Below are 22,048 nucleotides of genomic sequence, written 5' to 3' on the forward strand. Positions count from 1 at the left end.
CTTCTTGGAGGTCAACACCCGCCTGCAGGTCGAGCATCCCGTCACCGAGGAAACCTCCGGCATCGACCTGGTGCTGCAGCAGTTCCGCATCGCCAACGGTGAAGAACTGTCCATCACCGAAGATCCCGAGCCGCGGGGGCATTCGTTCGAGTTCAGGATCAACGGCGAAGACGCCGGACGCGGGTTCCTGCCCGCCCCCGGACCGGTCACCACCTTCACCGCGCCGTCGGGGCCGGGTGTGCGGGTCGATTCCGGTGTCGAATCCGGCAGTGTGATCGGTGGCCAGTTCGACTCGATGCTCGCCAAGCTCATCGTCACCGGAGCCACCCGCGAGGAAGCGCTCGCGCGGTCGCGTCGTGCTTTGGCCGAATTCGATGTCCAAGGGTTGGCGACGGTGATTCCGTTCCATGCCGCGGTGGTCTCCGATCCGGCGTTCATCGGCGACGGGGAGTCGTTCTCGGTGCACACCCGCTGGATCGAGACCGAATGGGACAACCAGGTCCCCCCGTTCACCGCCGGGCAACCCATCGACGAGGACGAGGTCCTGCCGCGTCAGTCCGTGGTCGTCGAGGTCGGCGGCCGCCGTGTCGAGGTGTCCCTGCCCGGGGAACTGTCCCTCGGTAACGGAGGTGGCGGCGGTGCTGCAGGAGCGGTGCGCCGCAAACCCAAGGCCCGCACCCGCGGCGGAGCCGGAGCAGGCGCGGCATCCGGAGATGCGGTCACCGCACCGATGCAGGGCACCGTGGTCAAAGTCGCCGTCGAGGAAGGCCAAACCGTCGACGCCGGTGACCTCATCGCCGTCCTCGAAGCGATGAAAATGGAAAACCCCGTCAACGCCCACAAAGCAGGCACCATCACCGGCCTGACCGTCACCGCAGGCGACGCCATCACCCAAGGCACCGTCCTCGCAGAGATCAAGTAGGGGAGTGTCCGATGACTGCCCTCGCTGAATCGTTCGACGGTGGTACCTCGCCGGTCCATTCCACCGAGCTCGAAATCGTGTCCACAGTGCTGCGCATGGCGTCGGCCGCGCGCGTTCGTCTGGCGGAGGCACTGGACGCACAGGGGCTGAGCTGGGCGAGGTACGAGGTGCTGGAACTGGTGTCCAGGCGAGGGCCGATGTCCTACAGTGCGCTGTCTCGGGAGTTGGTACGGCACCGGACGAGTATCACCGCCACGACGGCCAGTCTCGTGGAGTCGGGGCTGCTGGTGCGGAGCGTCAATCCGCGAAATCGGCAGCAGTACATGGTCGAGGCCACCGACTCGGGGCACCGTGCGGTCGTTCGTGCCGAGCGTGCGCTCGAGCGCGCTCGGTCGAGGATGGCAGTCGATGCCGATTCGGCTCGGACGCTCGAGGTGTTGCGCGGCATCGAGAAACAGTGGAACGGCAGGCGTTGACCGGCGGGTGACAACAGCAGTCCGTCGACTCTGACATTCGAGTACCCCTGGAGGTGATACCCCCAGGGGTACTTGCATACCCCCTTGGGTATGTGCGAGGGTGGGCACGTTCGATCGTTCCGGGGTTTCGTCTGCCTCGTTCGATACCCCCACCCGTATAGGAGCACCATGTCGCTGCGCGATGCCGAAGTTGTTCGTCCACCGGATGATCGGCCTGTGGCCGAGCCGGGCCTGCTCGGCCGCGCGGGCGGCTCGATGGTGACGCACCGTCGATGGGTGTTCGGCGTGTGGCTCATCGTGCTCGTGGCCCTCGGTTCGTTTGCGCCCTCGGTGTTCTCGTCTCTCGCCGGAGCGGGATGGCAGGCGAACGGATCCGAATCCGTACAGGTTCGAGAGCTGGCCCAGCAGCACTTCGGCGGCAATTCCTCGGCGGCGGTGCAGGTGGTCGTCCACTCCGACACGGCACCCATCACCGATGCCGCCGTTCAAGATGTGATTGCCGACGTGTCCGACGTATTCGCCGGTGACTCCAGATTCGGCGACGTCGTCGCCCCGCAACCGGGGATGACGATCAGCCCGGACGGCCGCACCGGCATCGTCATCGCCGGCGCGAACGGAACGACCGACGAGATGGTCAAAGCCGTCGACGATGTGAAGGAACGGTTGACCGCGCTCTCGGGCGACGGAATCGAGGTGTATCCCACCGGTTCCTCGGCCCTGTGGTCGGACTTCAACAAGGCGAACCACGATGCGATGATCCAGGCCGAACTGTTTTCGTGGCCCGTCACTCTGGCGATCATGGTGCTTGCCTTCGGGTCACTGGTAGCCGCGGGATTGCCGCTGCTGCTCACCGTCGCCGGGCTCGTCGCATCCGCCGGTGGTCTCGTCCTGCTGAACGGCGTCACGCCGATCTCGGTGTGGGCCATGAACTTCGCGATGATGTTCGCCCTCGCGCTCGGAATCGACTACGCGCTGTTCATCGTCGCTCGATTCCGTGATGCGTTGCGAAACGCCGACCCTCGGGCGGCAGTGGCCGAAACCATGGACACCGCAGGCAAAGCCGTCGTGTTGTCCGGTCTGACGGTGTTGGTGAGTCTGTCCGCAGTACTGCTCGTCCCTGCGCCTGCGGTGCGCACCATGGCTGTCGGGATCATGCTGGCCGTCGCCTTCGTGTTGCTGGCGACCATGACGCTGCTGCCTGCGGCATTGGGGGCGCTCGGACCGAAGGTCAACGCCGCATCGTTGCCGTACGCCAAGCGTCAGGAGCATCGATCCCCGAAGTTCGCAGCATGGGGCGAGTTGTTGCACAAGCACCCGTGGCCGTTCGCCGTCGTCTCCGTGGGGATTCTGATCGCCCTGGCACTTCCGGTGCTCGGCTTGAAGGTGGCGATGCCGTCCATCGCCGTGGTGCCGGAAGATGCGCCGGTGCGGCAGGGCTACGAGCTGGTGCAGGCTCAATTCGGCCCGGGCGCACCGGGTTCGCTGCAGATCGTGGTTCCCGACGCCGATGCTCTCGACACCGCGACTGCCGCTGCGGGGGTCGACGGGATCTCGATGGTGACGCCGCCACAGACCGCGACCGACGGATCGGGATATGCACTGCTGCAGGCAATTCCGTCGGTGGATCCGTCCGACGAAGCGATGGGCTCGATTCTCGACGATCTGCGCGCCGCGCTGCCCGACTCGGCACTCGTCGGAGGAGCGCCTGCAGAGAACCTGGATCTTCAGCAGGCCTTGAACGACTACCTGCCGATCGTCGTCGGGATCATCCTGGTCCTCGGGTTCGTGCTGCTTCTGGTGGCGCTGCAGGCCCCGCTGATCGCTCTGCTCGGCACTCTGGTGAGCCTGCTGTCGACTGCCGCAGCCTTCGGAGTCGCCAAGTTGATCTTCCAGGACGGCCACGGCGCGTCACTGCTCGGCTTCACACCGCAAGGATTCCTCGACGGCTGGGGCCCGGTGTTCTTCTTCGCGATGATCTTCGCCATCGCCATGGACTACACGGTGTTCCTGCTGGCCACCGCCAAGGAACACTACGAGCGCTCGGGTGACTCCAAGGTTGCTCAGGTCGACGGGTTGGCCCACTCGGGGCGGGTCATCTTTGCCGCAGCAGCGGTGATGGTGGCAGTGTTCTTCACGTTCGCACTGTCCGAACCGTTGCCACCCAAGGAGATGGGCATCATCCTCGGTGTCGCTGTACTGCTCGACGCGTTTCTCGTTCGGCTCGTGCTGCTTCCTGTCTTGTTGCGGTTGACCGGGCACGGTGCCTGGTGGTCGCCGGCGTGGCTGCGCGCGGTGCTGCCCTCCATCCGCTTTTCGCACTGATACAACAATCTCCGAGGAGTCACCATGAACATCGCATTGTCCACCACATTGACCGACACCGATTTCGACACTGCGATCGACAACACGAGGAAGGCGTTGTCGGAGCAAGGATTCGGTGTTCTCACCGAAATCGACATGCAGGCCACCCTGAAAGCCAAGCTCGGCGAGGACATGGAGCGCTACGTGATCCTCGGTGCCTGCAACCCGGGACTGGCTCATCGCGCCGTCGGAGTGATGAAGCAGATCGGTCTGCTGTTGCCGTGCAACGTGGTGGTCCGAGAGAACACGGCAGTGGTGGGATCCGTCGTCGTCGAGGCGATGAACCCGGCCATCATGGTCGAGGTCACCGGTGAGCCCGAGTTGGGTGCGGTCGCCTCCGAGGCCACCGCGAAACTGCAGGCAGCGATTGCGGCACTGGGCGGTGCCGGATCCGATCACGCTTGATGCCCCCGGGGGTACCATCGGGTTCATTACCACAACCATCGAGGGGATCGACATGATCGGCGACGAAGACAGCATCGCACTGGTATTGAACCGGCTCAAGCGTGCGCACGGTCAGCTTGCCGGCGTGATCGGGATGATCGAGAACGGACGCGATTGCAAGGATGTGGTCACTCAGCTCGCCGCGGTCTCCCGCGCACTGGACAAGGCCGGATTCAAGATCGTGGCCACCGGTCTGCGTGAATGCATGACGGGTGAGAGTGCGGGCGAAAAGGAGCCGATGACCGAGGCCGAACTGGAGAAGCTGTTCCTGGCACTGGCCTGAGGTCGGGTCGAATCCCACGAGGGAGCGACGGGAGAGCGAACAGTGGGCGTCGTGTTCGCTCCGGGGCGGCGTTGCGGTCGACATCCGGTGAATTGGGCTGCATACTTGACTTTGTCCAGAAAAGCGGAGGATAGTATTACTGTGATGCCGATCTCACCGTACGCGGAGCTGTTACGCACCGCCGATATGCGCGTGACCCGACCCAGGGTCGCGGTGCTCGAGGTCGTCGGATCCAATCCTCATGCAGACACCGACACGATCCTCGGACTCGTGCGATCGGTGCTGCCCGAGGTGTCTCGGCAAACCGTGTACGACGTGCTCAATGCGTTGACCGCGGCGCGCCTCGTACGGCGAATCGAACCGGCAGGATCTCCCGCCCGGTACGAATCTCGTGTCGGCGACAACCACCACCACGCGGTGTGCCGCTCCTGCGGCGTCGTCGCAGACGTGGACTGCGCGGTCGGCGAAACGCCGTGTCTCACCGCATCGGACTCCGTCGGTTTCACGATCGACGAGGCGGAAGTCATCTACTGGGGCTTCTGCGCACAGTGTTCGACTGCTCGGGGGCAGTCGACAGCTCCTGTTTCGTTCCCTCCCGGTTCTCGGATACAGCAGAGTTCGTGAACCGACCTCGATCACAGCCCGATCGTCACACCCTGGAAGGAAGCACGTGTCAGAAGATCACGTAACACGCGAAAAAGAGATGAACGAGGACCAGCCACAGGAGTCGGGTGGCAAGTGTCCCGTCATGCACGACTCGATGCCGATGCCCGTCGAGGGTGGCGGCAACCGTGAGTGGTGGCCCAAGGCTCTGAACCTCAAGATTCTCAAGAAGAACCCGGCCGTCGGCGACCCGATGGGTGCCGATTACGACTACGCAGCCGAGTTCAACTCCCTCGACCTCGCCGAGGTCAAGCGCGACATCGAAGCCCTCATGACCAACTCGCAGCCCTGGTGGCCTGCAGACTTCGGTCACTACGGCCCCTTCTTCATTCGCATGGCATGGCACGCAGCGGGCACGTACCGCAAGCAGGACGGACGCGGCGGTGCCGGAGCGGGCATGCAGCGCTTCGCACCCCTGAACAGCTGGCCGGACAACGCCAGCCTGGACAAGGCTCGTCGTCTGATCTGGCCGGTCAAGCAGAAGTACGGCCGTAAGCTCTCCTGGGCCGACCTCATCGTGCTCACCGGTAACGTCGCCATCGAGTCGATGGGCCTGCCCACCTACGGCTTCGCCGGCGGCCGCGTCGACGCCTGGGAGCCGGACGAGGACGTCTACTGGGGCCCGGAGCAGACCTGGCTCGGAGACGAGCGCTACAACGGTGACCGCACGAGTCTCGAAAACCCCTTGGCCGCAGTGCAGATGGGCTTGATCTACGTCAACCCCGAGGGCCCCAACGGCAACCCGGATCCGGTGCAGTCCGCACTGGACATCCGCGAGACGTTCGGCCGGATGGCCATGAACGACATCGAGACCGCGGCACTCGCCGTCGGTGGACACACCTTCGGTAAGACGCACGGTGCAGCGGATCCCGACGAGCACATCGGTGCCGAGCCCGAGGGTGCACCCATCGAGCAGATGGGCCTCGGCTGGAAGAACAGCTACCAGAGCGGTGTCGGTGCGGACGCGATCACCAGTGGCCTCGAAGTCATCTGGACCCCCACGCCCACCCAGTGGGACAACAGCTTCCTCGAGACGCTGTACGGATTCGAGTGGGAGCTCCACAAGAGCCCCGCAGGTGCGCACCAGTGGCGCCCGAAGAACGGCGAGGGCGCAGATCTCGTTCCCGATCCCGCCGATCCCACCAAGCGTCGCCACCCGTCGATGCTGACCTCCGACATCGCGATGCGCGTCGACCCGATCTACGAGCAGATCACCCGTCGCTGGCTCGACCACCCCGAGGAGCTCGCAGAGGAATTCCAGAAGGCCTGGTTCAAGCTCACCCACCGTGACATGGGCCCGGTCTCGCGTTACCTCGGCCCCGAGGTTCCGGCGGAGCCCCTGCTCTGGCAGGACCCGATCCCGGCCGTCGATCACGAGCTGATCAACGACGCTCAGATCGCCGAGCTCAAGCAGGCGATCCTCGGTTCCGACCTGACTCAGGACCAGCTGATCTCGGCTGCCTGGGCCGCGGCATCGTCGTTCCGCGTGAGCGACAAGCGCGGCGGAGCCAACGGTGGCCGTCTGCGCCTGCAGCCGCAGGCCGGCTGGGAGGTCAACGAGCCCGACGAGCTCGCACAGGTCATCCGTGTGCTCGAAGGAATCCAGCAGTCGTTCTCCGGAACTGTCTCGTTCGCCGACCTCGTCGTGCTCGGTGGCGTTGCCGCCCTCGAGCAGGCATCGGGTGTCTCGGTCCCGTTCACCCCGGGTCGCATGGACGCGACGCAGGAGCAGACGGACGTCGATTCGTTCTCCGATCTCGAGCCGAAGGCCGACGGCTTCCGTAACTTCCTCGGCAAGGGCCAGAAGCTTCCGGCGGAGTACTCCCTCGTCGATCGGGCGAACCTGTTATCGCTCAGCGCACCCGAGATGACCGTGCTCGTCGGCGGACTGCGTGTGCTCGGAGCCAACTTCGGCAAGTCGTCGCACGGCGTCCTGACCGACAAGGTCGGAACGCTCACCAACGACTTCTTCGTCAACCTCCTCGACATGGGAACCGAATGGGTCCCCACCGCGGAGGACGGCATCTACGAGGCCAAGGACGCGGCGACCGGTGAGAAGAAGTGGACCGGAACCCGTAACGACCTGGTGTTCGGATCGAACTCCGAGTTGCGTGCTCTCGCAGAGGTTTACGCCTGCGACGACGCAAAGGACAAGTTCGTCGCGGACTTCGTCGCTGCCTGGGACAAGGTCATGATGCTCGATCGGTTCGAGCTCTCCTAGTTCTCTCTACCGAACTCGAAGTTATGGATGGAAACCGTGCTCGATCCATCCATAGCTTCGAGTTCGTCGTTATCGGTCCGTTACCTTTCGTTGCCAATTCGTGTCCTTCGTCCCCGACTCGCTGCAATTTCCGAGCGGCAGGCTACAAGACATGACACACGACGAGGGGGCGGCGGGAGCCGTCGACCACAACATGGACGAATCACGCAAGGGAGCATCCGGATTCGGGTCGTTCCTGGAGATGTTCCAGGACGCATCGACCGACAAGTCCGATCTCGAGCGCTGAGTCGGCGAAAAATTCAGCGAGTCCCGATCGTATTGGCGACCGATCCGATTCGCTCGATACTCAGTTCGACGCGATCGCCAGGGGCGATCCAGCGGTCGAGTTCGAGGCCGCATCCGCGAGGAAGCGTGCCGGACGTCAACAGCTCACCGGGATAGACGTTTTCGCCGCGACAGGCATACGCGAGAGATTCGCCGACCGAGTACCGCATGCCTGCGGTGCCGGTCGTCGACCACAGTTCGCCGTCGACCGTGACGGTGGCCGTCAACGAGTCCAGATGCGGCGTCACCTCGTCGGCGGTGACGATGTCGGCTCCCATGGAGCTGGCGAACGTCTTGGTCTTGACCACCGGACCGAACGGGGTGCGGCGCTGCTCCTCCCACTGGGTATCGCGGGCACTGATGTCGTCGAACACCACGTAGCCGCCGATCGCCGCGGTGGCCTCACGTTCCGATGCGTCGCGCACGGGCCTGGTCACCACGGCTCCGAACTCGAGCTCGAAATCCAGCGCCCGACTGTAGGACGGCCACTCGACCGGAGCCTCGTCGGCTACGACGGTGAGGTGGTTGCCGGTGTAGTAGACCGGATGATCCTCGAATCCCGGCCCCGGTCGAAGCGCTGGAAACGTCGATCGAGTGACGGCTTCGAATCCGCGGATGAAGGGAACGGCTTTCGGGAGGTTGCGACGAACCAGGTTGTGCGCAGCCAGATCCCAGTGAGCCTGCCAGCCGAGGAAGCAGCGAAGCGACGCCGGAACCACCGGAAGTGTCGGTGCCGGTCGGTCGATCACCGCGACTCCCTCGGACACCGCGCGCTGCACCACGGCCGAGGCCGCGTCGCGCGCACGTTCGCCGGCATCGAGAAACCCGAGCACGGTGCGGGTGAGTGCGCGTAGAGACTCGTCGGCACCCAACGTCGACACGGCGGCATCGAGATCGACCCACACCCCCGACTCGGGTGCGTACACGGCCAGGCGATCTGTCGAATCGGTAGCGATCAGGCGTCGCAATCGCACGTCAGGAAATCCGATCTCTGCGGGAGGGGGCCCTACAAAAACGGTCGAGGAACCAGGAGTGTAAGCGGCAGCACGGCCGTGATGTCAAGACCTCCTCGTCGAGGACTAGCGTGGACACATGAGATCGCCTGTTCCCGAATATCTCGCGTCCGTGTTGGAGGACTGTCGACAGTTCGACGGGGGGACGGTGACCGAGGGCAACCCGGTTGTGGCCGCGGCGGATCCCGACACGTTCGCAGTCGCCCTCGCCACCGTCGGGGGATCGCTGCACGGAGCGGGTGATACCGACACCGAATTCTCGATCCAATCGATAGCCAAAGCCCTCGCGTACGCGGTCGCCATCGAGGACAACGGCATCGAGGCGGTGCTCGAGGCCGTCGACGTCGAACCGTCGGGCGACTCGTTCAACGAGATATCCCTGGAATCGGAGACCGGAAGACCGCGGAACCCGTTGATCAATGCCGGTGCGCTGGCGGTGCATTCGATGATCCGAGGCCGCGGGAGCGAAGAGCGGGCGGGGCGAATGACGGATCTTCTGAGCAGGATGGCCGGACGCGAACTCTCCGTCGACCGTCAGGTGTACGAGGCCGAACTGGAATCCGACGATCGGAACACCGCGATCGCACACCTACTGAAGTCGGTCGGCCATCTCGGAGCCGAGCCCGCCGATGTCGTCGACGGCTATGCGCGTCAGTGTGCGGTGACCGTGACCTGCAACGACCTCGCCAGGATCGCCGCGGTGATGGCGAACGGCGGGAAGGATCCCGAGACGGGCGAACAAGTACTCGACCCAGCGATCGATCGCCACGTGCTGGCGGTCATGGCGACCTGTGGAATGTACGACGGCAGTGGCAGCTGGCTTGCGACCGTGGGTATCCCGGCCAAGAGCGGAGTGGCCGGGGCGATCATCGGTGTGTTGCCGGGGCAGGTGGGGATTGCCGTGCTGTCGCCGAGACTGAACGAGCACGGCAACAGCGTGCGTGGGGTGGCGGTGTTCGAGAAGCTGTCACGCGATCTGGGTCTGCACATGATGCATGTCGCACCCAGCGGTGAATCGGCCGTCCGTAGCGTGACCGAGTCGGAGGCCGTGACCACCGTGGAGCTGCAGGGCGATCTTCGATTCGCGGGTGCAGAGGCGGTCACTGCTCGGTTGGTCGAAGGTTTCGGCGAAACCACCTGTACGACGGTCGATTTCAGTGAGGTCCGTGCTATCGACGGCTCGGCTCGACGGCTCCTGCGCGATGCGTTTCGTGCGCTGGAGGACGACGGTCACCGGGTCGTCGTCCGCGACCCCGACGGGTTCATGGAGTCGCCCGACCGGTCAGAGTCGGCCGGCGAGAATCATGTTCCAGTAGGACAGCGGTAGACCGTATCGGTCGAACGCCCAGGCGGAGCGCCTGGGTTTGAGCGGATCGACGAACGACGGCAACGATGGCGTCAGCGTTCCGGTGCGATCGAACTCGGCGGCGATCAAGCTGTGTGCGCCGACCGCGATGGGCGCGACGGTGTAGCCGTTGTACTCCGACAACGGTTGCCCGCTGCGGGCCGCGATCAGATTGTCGACGAGAATCGAAATCTGCTTGCGCAGTGCGCCACCCGAGGAGTCGGTGTCGATGGCTGCGCCGTCACCCGCGGCCCAGACCTCCGGATACACCCGGTGGCGCAGAGTCCGTCCGTCGATGTCGACGACACCGTGCGGCGCGGACCCGCTCAGGTTCGATTCCTGCAGCCACTTCGGACCGCGGAACGGCGGTACGAGGTGCAGCATGTCGTAGCCGAGGCGCTCGTCGACGCCGTCGTGGTCCGTGACGGTGATGTGTCCGCTGTCCGGGTGCAATGCCGTCACCGCAGTGCGGGTCAGGATTCGCACGCCGAGCTCGCGGAGCCGTGCGAGCACCGATTCGTCGAGTTGCGGGACACCCAGTAGTCGATCGCGGTCCACCACCAGCGTGATGTCGATTCCCGGCATGCGGCCGGTGCGGGTCCAGTGGTCTGCGGCGAGGAACAACGGCTTGAGCGTGGTGCCGGTGCACCCGACCGGTGGGCGCGGCACGGTGAACACCGCGCTGCTGCGGGCAGGCAGATCGCGTACCAGCTGCCAGGTGCGTTCGGCTCGGTCGAGGTAATTGCTGGTGACACTGGGGGATCGGAGAGCAGCCCACACCCCGGGCAGCGCGTCGTTGTCGACGTCCAGGCCTTGACCGAGCACCAGATCGCGGTAGCCGTATACCGTGCCCGAAGCGCATCGCACCAGACGGTTCACCGGGTCGATCGCTGTCGCCGAGTCTTCCAGCCACACGCATCCGGTCGGAATCACCGAACGCTGGGTGCGCTCGGCCTCGGCCAGCGCCGCCTGACCGGAGCCCACGTACGACAACAGTGGGCGATAGGTGTGCACCTGCTTGGGCTCGAGCACCGCGACGTCGGTGATGCCCTTCTTCAGCAGCCGCGCTGCCGCACTGATGCCCGCGTTGCCGCCGCCGACGACGAGCACGTCGTAGGTCGTGTCAGGGGTGGTCACAGCAACACCTTTCGCGGATCGACGGGTGCCCGTACCGTCACCGAACGGATCACCTGGGGTCCGCTGTCGGCATGATCACTGGCTCGGTCGTCGATCGACGCACCTCGACGCGATCCGGTACGAGATCGATGCCGGACTGCTGCAGAGCTGGTGAAAGCATCACTGTCAGTTGCTGATTCCATCGTCCGAGTCGAATGGCGGTGGCGTCGAGCACGGAGTGGACACCCGCGGCAACGCCTGCCACCGACGACAGGTCGAGAATCAACGCTCGCCCGCGCTCGGCGGCCTCACCGAGCGTCTCGGCCAGAACAGGAACGTCCGAGTCACCGATCGTGCCGATCACTCGCACGACGATGTCGGCACCTGCGCTCTCGTCGACCGAGAGCGTCATCTCGGATTCGAGGCTCTGCGAGTCGGTCAGTGACGGAATCACTTCCGCGAGCGGGGACGTGATGGACGGTACGACGGTCATGAACACTCTCCTGAGCAGCCGAACTCTTGCCCAGCGCGCGGGGGAGTCGACAGTCGACATACGGGGACCGCGGGCTACTCCTCAACCACGCTTCACAGGACTACCCGGGGTTGGGCGTTCGTAAGCCTCGAAACGGCAACGGGTTTGACTGCGGGCCCGACGGGAATACGACAACGATCGCTACACCGTGGGAGGCACGCCGATGACGACAGCCGAATCCGATTCCGTTCGAACCCTGACGTCGGTGCACGCCGATCCCGGCGTGTACGAACCGCAGGAGGATTCGCTTCTGCTGTGCGAAATCGCGGCCACGACGGGTGTTGTTCCCGGGGCGCGAGTACTGGACATGTGCACCGGAAGTGGTGCGGTGGCCATCACCGCTGCACTGTTGGGTGCACGTGAGGTGGTGGCATTCGACATCGCACCCCGTGCAGTCCACTGTGCCCAGCGCAACGCGCGCTCGGTCGGGGTCGAGGTGGACGTCAGAGTGGGATCCTTGGCCGAGGCTGCCGAACTCGAACCGTTCGACGTGGTGCTCTGCAATCCTCCGTACGTTCCCTCCGAGGTCGTGCCGACCGGAATGGGGTTGCACCGTGCCTGGGACGCAGGCGAGGACGGCCGGATGGTGCTCGATCCACTGTGCCGAGCCGCTGCCTCCTTGCTGGCTCCGGGCGGGGTGTTGCTCGTCGTCCACTCGGAGTTCTCCGGACCGCGACGCACCGTGAACATGCTCGCCGACAACGGATTCTCGGTGGCGGAGGTCAGCAGACGAAGGATCGACTTCGGACCGGTGATGCATCGTCGCGCACAGTGGCTCGAAGCTCGTGGCGTACTGGCTGCCGGTCGTCGAACAGAGGAGTTGGTGGTTGTTCGTGGCGACAAACGATGACTCGGCAGCTGCTCGCACCACGGTGAGAATCGTTCGCGGCGGACCGATGCTGATCGACGGACCGGTGAACATCGAACTCGACGACGGTACGCGAGTGGAGTCCGATCGCTTCGTCGTCGCGGTGTGCACGTGTCGGCGCAGCAAGAACTATCCACTGTGCGACACGAGCCACCGAGCGAAGAGGCGACCCTCTCAGTCCAACGAGGACTGACCGGCAGACCATCGCCTCATCACGTGGTCGGCGAGTTCGTTCTCGACGAAATCCAATGCACGCATTCCGAACACCACGTCTTCCGCGAGTTCGGGCTCGTGGCGCAGAAGACTTCCGACCACGTCGTGACGTAGCACCTGCTCGTGCACGGCGTCGGCCTCGACGTGCTCGGCGTAGAACGCAATGCATGCCGCGGGGGCGTCGAGCCTCCGCAGCCCCTCGACATAGCGCTGCGAGCCGGGCGACGAGGTGATCTCGGTCGCGGCGAGGTGGCCGACCGTGGCACCGCGCAGACCCCGGTGCAAACCGAACAACGACATGAGATTGACCCAGGCCAGTGTCTGTGCCGGAACGCGATCGACGTAGCCGAGGTACGACGCATCGAGGTTTGCGGCCACCATCGATTCGGCCCACAGATGCTGGTGCAGTCGGTCGCCCTTGCCGCCGCCGTACTCGTCGAATTCGACTGCCACGTACGACGCCTTGGTCTGACCCGTCAATCGGGGGATGGCCCAGGCATGCGGATCGGCTTCCTTGAGGTGGTAGACGGACCGGTGCACGAAGTACTCGCACATCTGCTCCCATGTCCCCTCGTCGCGCAGGAACCATGACGGACCGGTTCCCGAGGTCGCCTCGACGGACAGCGCATCCATCTCCGCAACCGCGTCCGTGCCGGGTTCCACGTTCTCCCGTACGTACGTCAGGAAGGCGGATTCGAGCGCGGCTCGGAGTCGAAGGAGTTCGGGGTCCCATTCCCAGGCGTCTGCGACACCCTCGAACCCGCGGTAGTGCAGTTCGTAGCAGATGAGGAGTGACAGTTGCACGTCTCGTGACGTGGGATCGACCTCGGTCGGTGCCGGCGCGATCGCAGTCCCGTTCGGCTCACCCGCGGTCAGGCATCGGGTGATGGCCTCGGAGATCGGCCCACAGGGGGTGGGCAGTGCGGGAGAGCGAGCGGTGGACGGGTCGACTGAGAACAGCGCGGTCATAGTGGTGGCTACCCGCTGCGGGGCGGTACCAACCACTCACGGCGTCTGGGTTTGTCACCTGTCACAACAGGCAATGCGCAGTGCACGACATCGAACTTCGGAGTCGTTCCATCGGAAGGACCACATGCGCGCAGTGACCTGGCAAGGCAAGAGGAAAGTCAGCGTGGACACCGTTCCCGATCCGCGGATTGAACTGCCGACGGACGCGATCGTGAAGATCACGACCACCAACATTTGCGGTTCGGACCTGCATCTGTACGAAACACTCGGTGCCTTCATGGACGAAGGTGACATCCTCGGCCACGAGCCGATGGGCATCGTCGAGGAAGTCGGTTCGCAGACAGGCGATCTGGCAGTCGGAGACCGAGTGGTCATTCCGTTCCAGATTTCCTGTGGGCATTGCTACATGTGCAATTCGAGCCTGTACACCCAGTGCGAGACCACCCAGGTTCGTGAGCAGGGAATGGGCGCAGCACTGTTCGGCTTCTCCAAGCTCTACGGGCAGGTTCCCGGCGGTCAGGCCGAGTATCTCCGCGTCCCGCAGGCACAGTTCACCCACATCAAAGTTCCGGAGGGTCCGCCGGATTCGCGATTCGTCTACCTCTCCGATGTGTTGCCGACCGCATGGCAGTCCGTCGAATACGCGGCAATTCCCGACGGAGGATCGGTGACGGTTCTCGGTCTCGGGCCCATCGGAGACATGGCAGCACGCATCGCACAGCACAAGGGTGCGCGAGTGATCGCCGTCGACCTCGTTCCCGAGCGACTTGCCCGCGCCGAGGCACGGGGAATCGAGACGGTGAACCTGGCCGAGCACAGCGGTGGCGTCGGCGACGTCATTCGCGAGATGACCGACGGTCGGGGCACGGACTCGGTCATCGATGCGGTGGGCATGGAGGCGCACGGATCTCCGGTCGGCAAACTCGCGCAGCAGATCGTCGGAATGCTCCCGGACGCGGTCGCCGCGCCGATGATGCAGAAGGCCGGTGTCGATCGGCTCGGCGCGTTGTACTCGGCGATCGATATCGTCCGCCGCGGCGGAACCATCTCGATCATCGGGGTGTACGGAGGTATGGCCGATCCGCTGCCGCTGATGACCATGTTCGACAAGCAGATTCAGCTCCGTATGGGGCAGGCGAACGTCAAGAAGTGGGTCGACGACATCTTGCCGTTGCTCGGTGACGACGATCCTCTCGGTGTCGATTCGTTCGCCACACACGAGCTTTCGATCGAGGAAGCTCCGCATGCATACGAGATCTTCCAGAAGAAGCAGGACGGAGCGATCAAGGTCTTGCTGAAGCCCTAGTCGAGTGCTTCGAATACAGCGATGCGGCCCGGAAGTTCACGGGCCGCATCGGTATTCGCAGAAGGATCGGTCGATCGTCGTCAGTCGACGGAGATGACATCCTTGGCGATTGCTGCCACGCGCGTCTGTCCTGCGGACACGACTCCGTGGCGGTTCTTGTGTGCCTCTTCGTACGTCACGACGGTGCGAACGTCGGCCGGGTTCGTGAGGTCCTTGATGGCGGCGACGGCGTCCGAAACGTTCAGGTCGTCGTAGTCCGCGATCGGCAACTCGTCGGCGTCCAGGGTTCCGCCGGCCGACCGTGCGGTGTGGATCGCGTCGGCGACCGAATCGACTCCCTCGCTGCGGGTGACGTCCTCGGCTGCCTCGAGTGCCGCGTCGCGACTTGCCGTCAGAGTCTTGACAGCCACGTCACCGGCGTGAGCGCCGCGGCCCAGAAGCGCTGCGAGGCGGTCCGGGGTGGCGCGAGCTGCGTCCAATGCGCGGTCGAGTCCGCGAGCCGACCAGGTTGCCGGTGCGTTGACGATCTTGACCGCGGTGCCTGCGGCGGCCTGGAACGGAGTACGACGCAACGCTGCGGGTCCGCCAAGGGCGTCTTCCGCGAGCACGGTCTCGAGCCACTCCACCGTTGCGCTGTGCGCCGTGACCAGCCGAGACGCCAGTGCGACGACGGTGGGCTCGTCGGCTGCCGTGGCCAGTGCCTTGATGTACTTGGCGCGGCCCAGGAGCTGCTGCTCAAGTGCGAGATCGCCCAGCAGGGCCTCGTCGAACGGCTGTGCCTGCTCCGCGACCGTCTTGACGGCGGCGAGTGTGCGGCCCAGGAACGGTGCGACGAGTTCGGGCAGTCCGCCGAGTCCGCGAAGGGCTTCCTCGATGGCTGCTGCGCGCTCGCGTCCGTTCGCGGCGTTCTGAGTCAGCTCCCTGCGTACCGCCTCGGTGCGCGCCTGAACGACGCGAGTTTCCGCGATCTGGATTTCGGTGTTCGTCAGCTGCAGTGCGATGCGCAACTGCGCGATCAACGTGGATGTGCTCATGGTGCTCCCCTTTCGGTCGGGTGGTCGATTTTCTCTGGCCGATGCCTGTGGGTCACAGCGTGATGCTCGGCCCTGACAGCAGCGTTACCCGTGAGTAGGTTCGGTCAAACTGATGTGTGCGATATGTGAACATCGACACGTACCCTCCGGTCTCGTCTTGCGCTCGCCTGCTCCGGCGGTTTCGATCGGCTGCCGACTGGACATCCGACATCGATGAACACCGCGCTGTACACAGCAACTGTCTCTGCCACCGCAACGGGAGTCACCTCCGACGACGGCGTCCTCTCGCTCGGTGTGCGCGAACCCGAGCAACTCGGTGGGCCGGGGCAGTGCACCAACCCCGAGCAGCTGATGGCCGCCGCACTGTCGAGCTGCCTGGTCGAATCTCTGCGTATCGCGCTCGGAACCGTCGGAGGCAGCGTCGACGATCTTGCGGTGAAGGGCACCGTCGTACTCACCGACTCCGACGCATCCGGTTACGACGCGAGGTTCGCCCTCGCGGTTTCTCTCCCGGGCACCGACGACGCCGAAGCAGTGCTGGCGCAGGCAAAGTCGATCTGCCCGTTTCTCAAGGTCATCGACGGAGTGGACATCACCCTTGAATGAGGCCGTGAGGGTCGGCGTGTTCTTCGGTGCCCGCGCGAGATGACCGCGTGATGACCTCGATACGCACCCGGGCAGCGCGGGGAGTCGGCGCGATCAAAGCTGGATTCGCCCGCGAGGACACCACCTTGATCGCGGGCGGACTCACCTTCTACGCCGTCATCGCCGTGGTGCCGCTGCTGCTTCTCACCATCCGCGCCTGCACCCTGTTGGTGTCGGCGGACTGGGTCCGTGGCGGATTCGACGCCATGTCGGCGTTGCTGCCCGACGCCCTCGGTGCGCGCGCGGCAGTGGATGGATTGGCTACGGCCGGAGTCGAACTCGGACCGATCGGCGTCCTGATCGCCATATTTCCCGCGACGTTCTACGGTGAGGGTCTGCGACGGGCGATCGTGCGGTTCGCACCGACTCGAGAATCGTTCACCGGTTGGCGCGGTCGGCTTGCGATGGTGCCGTTCTTCGCCGCGGCACCGGTCCTACTGGCCGGCGTCCTCTGCGTTGCGCGGTTGCTCGACGCATTGACCGGGGGCGGCGGAATCGGTGCCATGACGCTGCGCGTGTTCCTCGGCTTCAACTGCCTGTGGTTGATCCTGTCGGTCCCGTTGGCGTGGACCTATCGCGTGATCGCGCCTCGCGCGGTGGGCTGGCGGGCGTTGATCGTCGGATCACTCGTCACCTCGTCCATCGTCACCGGATTCGTACACGGATTCATCTTGTTCCTGGCGATTCCGGTGGACCTGGGTGCGCCGTTCGGAGGCCTCACCGCTATCGGCGGCGGGGTGGCAATCATGTTGTGGATGTTCGTGTTCCATGTGCTGGCTCTCGCCGGCTGGCTGGTCACTGCCGAGTTCGATCGGCTCGACGATGCAACCCGAACATCAACTGGGTGAACCCGACGACCGCGAGTGCGCACGTCACCGACATTCCGATGGTCGCCGATGTTCCGGCAGCAGCCGGAGCGGCACCGGCGACGGTCGCCGTGACCAAAGCCGCGATCACCCGCGAGGGACGCTCCCACACCGTCAGGAAGCCGACATCCTCGATGCCGGAACCTACTGCGCGGGCACGGGCCATCTCGTGCAGCAACGTCGTCACGCCCACCGCGACGACGAGCGGCATCGGGGCTCCGAGAGCAAGACCGCTGGCCAGTAGCAGCAGGTCGCTGCAGCGATCGGCGACGGTGTCGAGCAGGTACCCCCATTGGGATTGGGAACGGCCGATCATCGCGACGCCGCCGTCGATACCGTCGAGCAGGCCGGAGATCGCGATCAGTACAGCTGCGATCAGTGGTGCCGAGGTGCCGGGTCGCGACAGAGCCACTGCCGCTCCTGCCACGACGACGGCGGTGAGGGTGATGGCGTGAGCGGAGACGGACGCGCGCACCAGCGGCGCGCTCAACGAGTAGACGACACGGAGCCAACCCGAGACCAGCGCGGACGAGGATGGATCGATGTGGTTGTGCAGCGTCGACCACGTCGACAGATACTCCTCGCGAGTCGCCGGCCGTGCCGGAATACGCTGCTGCTTCGACGTACTGCGCTGATTGACCATCGAGGACCCTTGCTCGGCACTGACTGAGAGGAACTCGACGAGCGGGTGACCGGCGTGTGCGCGTCGAGACTTCGAGGCGGAGTACCCGCCCACAGCGTTCTCAATCCGCACCCCGGCCGAGTCCTCAGTCGTCTTCGGAGTTGCTCGCTCTCCTGCGTGCTTTCAGTCGCGAGATCTTGATGCCGACGGCAGCGAACACGAGCAGCCATCCCGAGATCAACACTCCGCCACCGACGAACGCCGCTCGGCGCAGCGGATGTTCGTCGGCATACACGTATCCGACTGTGCCCCAGATCAATGCAACCAAGGCGATGATCGCCATCATCCAGATCATCGAATACAGCGTTCTGTTCATTGTCCACCCGACCTTGCTGTTACGTCGTCCCCGACGAGCGCGGACTCCCATTCTTCCATCAGTGGCCACCACACCGTATTCGCCATCACCAGGACAGATTCGGTTGATGTTCACCGGTCGAGATCCCGAATTCGACGGCCGTGCGGTGCATGTGCCCGAAAAGCTCTCCGGCCGCGTCGAGCGGATCACGACCGAGCGCATCGGACCACCGCGCCGCACGCGCACTCGAACGCGAACTGCGACACTCGACGACACCGCTGCCGCCGACGTCCACGGTCATGCGATCGGCGCCGGTTGCCAGCATTCGGCGCAGAGCGTGATCACCGAACAACACGAGTCCGCGCACGTGCACGACGACGTGGCTGCGACCGGTGTCGGCAGGGCGACCCAGATGAATGCGTGGGTCGACGTCGCCCCACGGCTCTCGCAACGTCGCCGCGTCCGGACCGTCCATCCACACCGCGCAATCTCGCTCGCGCAGAACGGAACCGACGGTGGCGAGCAGCGAAGCCGAACTGTGTCCGGCGGAATCGACGATCACGACGATCTCGGGCACGGCGTAGACGAGGCCGTGCGTGCGAGCGGCAGGGTCGGTGATGCGCGAGGACAGCATCAGGGCTTCGAGATTCTTGCGTTCGCGATCCCCGCCCGTCCGCTCGGCCCATTCGGGTCCGTCGTGCCAGGCGACCGCTCGGGGCAGGTGCGCGAGGACGGCGCCTGCGTCGTACGCGCGATGTGCGAAATCCCAGTCCTCTCCGCCGTATCCGACGAAGGTCTCGTCGAATCCACCGATCTCGGAGAACAGCTGACGGCTGCACGACATGACGGCGCTGATGATGTACCGGTACGAACGTCGATCGGCGTCGAGCAGGTCTCGCGAGTGGGAATACCCGTCCCGAAGCCACGCAGGCTCGGACAACTCCGGCGGTCCGGACGATCCGCCGCCGAACCATCCGGCCACGTCCTCGGCGGACCAGCCCGTCAGATCGGCGTGGCGTCGCCGACCCACGGTGAGGGCATCGGGAAGGGCCCCTGTCAGCCGTACCGATTCCGCGATGTACCCGGGTTCGGGGACGGTGTCCGCGTCCAGAAAACACAGGATCTCCCCGTCGGCGACCGATGCGCCGAGATTGCGCGCAGCCGCTGCGCGAAAGCCGAGATCCTCCTGTCGAACGACGGTGATGTCGAGAGCGGGCCGAAAGGCATCGACGTCCGGTGCTTCGGGGGACCCGTCGTCGGCCACGATCACCTGTAGCAGGGAGGCCGAGTAGCTCTGCAGTGTGAGCGCAGTGAGTACGAACTCCAGCTGACGCTGCTGGCGAAAGTACGGGATCACCACGGACACTCGCGGATCCCGATCGACGTGCTCGGCGAGATCCCACCGATTGCTCGGTACCACCCACCGGCCGTCGGGTAGCTCCGTCGCCGTTGTCGCACATCGTTCGTCGAACAATCCGCGGTACAGCGCGGCGGCCTGCTCGAGCGTGGGGTAGGTGACCACGTCGTGCTGCTGCCATGTCCTGTCGGGATGGAGCAGAGCCTCTGCCATCGCAGCGGCGAGACCCTCGACCGAATTCTCGTGAATCCACAGCGCGCCGGGGGAGTTGGCCTCCATTTCCTCCACGTATCGACCGCGCGGGACGAGTGGCCGACGGCCTGCCGCGATCCAGGAATTGATCGAACCCGATGCCGATACGTGTCGGTGGAATGCGACGGGAATCGCAACCGACCGCAGGAGCTCGTTCAGCGCGACATCGGGAACGAAACCGGTGGAGGTGAACGATCGCCCGAGTTGCTCTGCAGCACGACCGAGTTCGCCGATCATGGATTCGTGGCCCGGTGACGCGGACCCGATCGAGAGAACGTCGACATCGGTGTCCAGCGACGTCATGGCATCGAGTACCTCCTCGTGCCCCTTGCCCGGATAGACGAATCCGAGTATTCCGACGATTCTTCGCGGGGCGACGCGGTCCTCGGTCCGCGCCGCCGCGCGTCCGATCGGGAGCGGGATCACCCGAACGTCGTGCCGACGATCCAGGACGTCCTCGAGCAGCAGCCGCTCGTGCATGCTGGAGACGACGACGGCCGAGGCGCAGTGTGCCACCCGTCGATAGCAGTCCTTCCGCACCTCGAACGCGTGGCCGTCGGATGCCTGCGGAACATCGTGCACCGTGACGGTGATCGGTGCACGGTGCCGCTGCGCGAAGGCGACGAAAGCATCCGCTGCCTCCCCAGCAGTTCGGCCGAACAGCCGGTCGGTGAAGTGCACGTGGAGGGGAGTGTCGAGCGGAGGATGCTCGAGATCCGACACCACCGGACTCGCTGTTGCGGAAGCCAATTCGCGTGCGCAGCGGACGACACCGTGCTCGTTCGGCCCCATCACCAGATGATGTACCGTGCCGGTCACGGTGTCAGCTCCAGTGTTCGGATCAGCTCCGCGTGCCGTTCGAGCGCCGCACCGACGAATTCGGGACGATCTGCGTACCACTGCAGGTGAGCGCGGTGAACGGAATCCGGCGAAAGAGGAGCGCCGTCCACCGACCAATTCGGCCGCGAATCACCCTGCAGGCCAAGAGCATTCAGCACTCGTCTCTCGACTGGCGCGCGAACACCTCCGAGCAACTCGCGTCCCGGATCCCGGACCGTACTGCCGGTATCCAACTGATCGAGTATCCGTTGGGCGAGGGCACAGAGCACCACATTGGTCGCATGGTTGATCGTGTGGGTGGCGTTGCTCCCGGCACCTCCGAACAGATCGGAGGCGACGATATCGGTGTCCCGGCGTTCGCGTCGCCGCAACTCGTCGAGGCTCGCCTCGGCTGCCTGTCGCAGACCGTCGTCCGAGACCGATCGATCCCAGTCCTCGTCGCCGCCGAGGCCGCGACGGGCGGCGAGAATCGTCCGTAAGTCGTGGTACGGCACCATGTTCGGGACCGCAGCGGGGTCGCTCGGGTGTCGAACGATGACTTGGAAGGGGTGCAGCCCCGCGTATCTGAGCACCGGCCACCGGACGACGGTGGCGTCGGGTGCGAGTGCTTCCGTGAGGTCGGGCACCCCCAGCGGCAGTGACCGATAGCCGGCTCGTACCGGCTGGGTGAGCAGCACCGACGCCTGACACACGAGGCGGTCGACGTGGGGCAGGTCCGAGGATTCCAGCTCGTGCACAGGAGGGATGCGCACCGTGCGCAGCGGCATGGCCGGATCGGAAGCGAGGAGGATACGCAGCGCCTCGGCCTGGCAATTTCCCCAGACGAGCAGAAGCGGTCTGTCGTCCTGGGCGCGGAGACCCGGGTTGTCCGCCAGTTCGTAGAAGTCGCCGTAGTGGCGGGTGCGACCGTCCATGCTTGCCCCGACGTCGTGTGCTCGTTCGTGTTGGACCATTCTCTCGTCAACGTAGACCCGGTGAACGGGCTTCGCCAACCCCGATTGAATCCGGGTGCAACTGGGTA

At 65.0% G+C, this 22,048-nt stretch carries 23 protein-coding genes; 14 read left to right on the top strand and 9 right to left on the bottom strand.

Features of this window, described 5'->3' with window-relative positions:
* From CH302_RS20480 to CH302_RS30680, 8 genes are all read left to right on the top strand, one after another.
* On the top strand, nucleotides 1-922 hold a 922-nt coding region (locus tag CH302_RS20480; protein WP_141216699.1), incomplete at its 5' end, for a biotin/lipoyl-containing protein.
* Between the two features lie 11 nt (nucleotides 923-933).
* A complete protein-coding gene (locus CH302_RS20485) occupies nucleotides 934-1,398 on the top strand; it encodes a MarR family transcriptional regulator (protein ID WP_052047656.1) in 465 nt (154 codons plus the stop codon).
* 168 nt (nucleotides 1,399-1,566) lie between these two features.
* Entirely contained in the window at nucleotides 1,567-3,720 is a 2,154-nt protein-coding gene (locus CH302_RS20490) for an MMPL family transporter (protein ID WP_037190627.1), read from the top strand.
* 24 nt (nucleotides 3,721-3,744) lie between these two features.
* Nucleotides 3,745-4,164, top strand: a complete 420-nt coding sequence (locus CH302_RS20495) for a DUF302 domain-containing protein (RefSeq protein ID WP_037190629.1) — start codon at nucleotides 3,745-3,747, stop codon at nucleotides 4,162-4,164.
* Nucleotides 4,165-4,216: 52 nt separating this feature from the next.
* Nucleotides 4,217-4,486: a metal-sensitive transcriptional regulator gene (locus tag CH302_RS20500; RefSeq protein ID WP_032397635.1), complete on the top strand. Its 270-nt coding sequence runs from the start codon at nucleotides 4,217-4,219 to the stop codon at nucleotides 4,484-4,486.
* Between the two features lie 144 nt (nucleotides 4,487-4,630).
* Nucleotides 4,631-5,110, top strand: coding sequence for a Fur family transcriptional regulator (locus CH302_RS20505; protein WP_037190630.1), 480 nt, complete (start codon nucleotides 4,631-4,633; stop codon nucleotides 5,108-5,110).
* Nucleotides 5,111-5,189: 79 nt separating this feature from the next.
* A complete protein-coding gene (gene katG / locus CH302_RS20510; RefSeq protein ID WP_052047657.1) occupies nucleotides 5,190-7,370 on the top strand; it encodes a catalase/peroxidase HPI in 2,181 nt (726 codons plus the stop codon).
* Nucleotides 7,371-7,521: 151 nt separating this feature from the next.
* On the top strand, nucleotides 7,522-7,656 hold the full coding sequence (locus CH302_RS30680; RefSeq protein WP_255138680.1) for a hypothetical protein: 135 nt from the start codon (nucleotides 7,522-7,524) through the stop codon (nucleotides 7,654-7,656).
* A 13-nt stretch (nucleotides 7,657-7,669) separates the two neighbouring features.
* Here the strand turns inward: CH302_RS30680 and CH302_RS20515 are convergent, their stop codons facing one another.
* Nucleotides 7,670-8,668, bottom strand: a complete 999-nt coding sequence (locus tag CH302_RS20515; protein ID WP_037190634.1) for a fumarylacetoacetate hydrolase family protein — start codon at nucleotides 8,666-8,668, stop codon at nucleotides 7,670-7,672.
* A 118-nt stretch (nucleotides 8,669-8,786) separates the two neighbouring features.
* Between CH302_RS20515 and glsA the strand changes: the two genes are divergently transcribed.
* Nucleotides 8,787-10,034: a glutaminase A gene (gene glsA / locus CH302_RS20520; protein ID WP_037190636.1), complete on the top strand. Its 1,248-nt coding sequence runs from the start codon at nucleotides 8,787-8,789 to the stop codon at nucleotides 10,032-10,034.
* On the opposite strand, the gene CH302_RS20525 is transcribed toward glsA, so the two are convergent.
* Nucleotides 9,990-11,189: an NAD(P)/FAD-dependent oxidoreductase gene (locus tag CH302_RS20525; RefSeq protein WP_037190637.1), complete on the bottom strand. Its 1,200-nt coding sequence runs from the start codon at nucleotides 11,187-11,189 to the stop codon at nucleotides 9,990-9,992. The two genes, glsA and CH302_RS20525, sit on opposite strands and share 45 nt — an antisense overlap.
* Before the next feature lie 49 nt (nucleotides 11,190-11,238).
* Entirely contained in the window at nucleotides 11,239-11,661 is a 423-nt protein-coding gene (locus CH302_RS20530; RefSeq protein WP_037190638.1) for a hypothetical protein, read from the bottom strand.
* Nucleotides 11,662-11,863: 202 nt separating this feature from the next.
* Here CH302_RS20530 and CH302_RS20535 point away from each other — a divergent pair, with 202 nt between their 5' ends.
* Nucleotides 11,864-12,550 (top strand): HemK2/MTQ2 family protein methyltransferase, encoded by a 687-nt coding sequence (locus CH302_RS20535; RefSeq protein WP_037190639.1) that lies wholly within the window; start codon nucleotides 11,864-11,866, stop codon nucleotides 12,548-12,550.
* Between the two features lie 46 nt (nucleotides 12,551-12,596).
* Nucleotides 12,597-12,761 (top strand): CDGSH iron-sulfur domain-containing protein, encoded by a 165-nt coding sequence (locus CH302_RS20540; RefSeq protein ID WP_082323658.1) that lies wholly within the window; start codon nucleotides 12,597-12,599, stop codon nucleotides 12,759-12,761.
* Here CH302_RS20540 and CH302_RS20545 read toward each other — a convergent pair.
* Nucleotides 12,743-13,750 carry an iron-containing redox enzyme family protein gene (locus CH302_RS20545; RefSeq protein WP_037190641.1) on the bottom strand — a complete coding sequence of 336 codons (1,008 nt, stop codon included), beginning with the start codon at nucleotides 13,748-13,750 and terminating at the stop codon, nucleotides 12,743-12,745. The genes CH302_RS20540 and CH302_RS20545 overlap by 19 nt on opposite strands.
* Nucleotides 13,751-13,874: 124 nt before the next feature.
* Between CH302_RS20545 and CH302_RS20550 the strand changes: the two genes are divergently transcribed.
* On the top strand, nucleotides 13,875-15,056 hold the full coding sequence (locus CH302_RS20550; RefSeq protein ID WP_037190642.1) for a zinc-dependent alcohol dehydrogenase: 1,182 nt from the start codon (nucleotides 13,875-13,877) through the stop codon (nucleotides 15,054-15,056).
* A gap of 80 nt (nucleotides 15,057-15,136) precedes the next feature.
* Here CH302_RS20550 and CH302_RS20555 read toward each other — a convergent pair whose 3' ends face one another.
* Nucleotides 15,137-16,090: a hypothetical protein gene (locus tag CH302_RS20555; RefSeq protein WP_037190644.1), complete on the bottom strand. Its 954-nt coding sequence runs from the start codon at nucleotides 16,088-16,090 to the stop codon at nucleotides 15,137-15,139.
* A gap of 213 nt (nucleotides 16,091-16,303) precedes the next feature.
* On the opposite strand from CH302_RS20555, the gene CH302_RS20560 reads away from it, so the two are divergent.
* Together CH302_RS20560 and CH302_RS20565 are read left to right on the top strand one after the other, a co-directional pair.
* Nucleotides 16,304-16,696, top strand: a complete 393-nt coding sequence (locus CH302_RS20560; RefSeq protein WP_037190645.1) for an OsmC family protein — start codon at nucleotides 16,304-16,306, stop codon at nucleotides 16,694-16,696.
* Between the two features lie 50 nt (nucleotides 16,697-16,746).
* A complete protein-coding gene (locus CH302_RS20565) occupies nucleotides 16,747-17,583 on the top strand; it encodes a YihY/virulence factor BrkB family protein (RefSeq protein WP_037190646.1) in 837 nt (278 codons plus the stop codon).
* Here CH302_RS20565 and CH302_RS20570 read toward each other — a convergent pair.
* From CH302_RS20570 to CH302_RS20585, 4 genes are all read right to left on the bottom strand, one after another.
* Nucleotides 17,531-18,355 carry a CDP-alcohol phosphatidyltransferase family protein gene (locus tag CH302_RS20570; RefSeq protein WP_094650019.1) on the bottom strand — a complete coding sequence of 275 codons (825 nt, stop codon included), beginning with the start codon at nucleotides 18,353-18,355 and terminating at the stop codon, nucleotides 17,531-17,533. The genes CH302_RS20565 and CH302_RS20570 overlap by 53 nt on opposite strands.
* 13 nt (nucleotides 18,356-18,368) lie before the next feature.
* Nucleotides 18,369-18,599 carry a hypothetical protein gene (locus CH302_RS20575; RefSeq protein WP_230596266.1) on the bottom strand — a complete coding sequence of 77 codons (231 nt, stop codon included), beginning with the start codon at nucleotides 18,597-18,599 and terminating at the stop codon, nucleotides 18,369-18,371.
* Nucleotides 18,600-18,684: 85 nt separating this feature from the next.
* Entirely contained in the window at nucleotides 18,685-21,006 is a 2,322-nt protein-coding gene (locus CH302_RS30685; RefSeq protein WP_230596267.1) for a glycosyltransferase, read from the bottom strand.
* Nucleotides 21,003-21,941 carry a WcbI family polysaccharide biosynthesis putative acetyltransferase gene (locus CH302_RS20585; protein WP_037190647.1) on the bottom strand — a complete coding sequence of 313 codons (939 nt, stop codon included), beginning with the start codon at nucleotides 21,939-21,941 and terminating at the stop codon, nucleotides 21,003-21,005. The genes CH302_RS30685 and CH302_RS20585 overlap by 4 nt, the downstream gene beginning before the upstream one ends.
* Nucleotides 21,942-22,048 lie beyond the last annotated feature (107 nt).

Origin of the sequence: Rhodococcus sp. 15-2388-1-1a (assembly GCF_002259145.1) — a bacterium.
GTDB lineage: Bacteria > Actinomycetota > Actinomycetes > Mycobacteriales > Mycobacteriaceae > Rhodococcoides.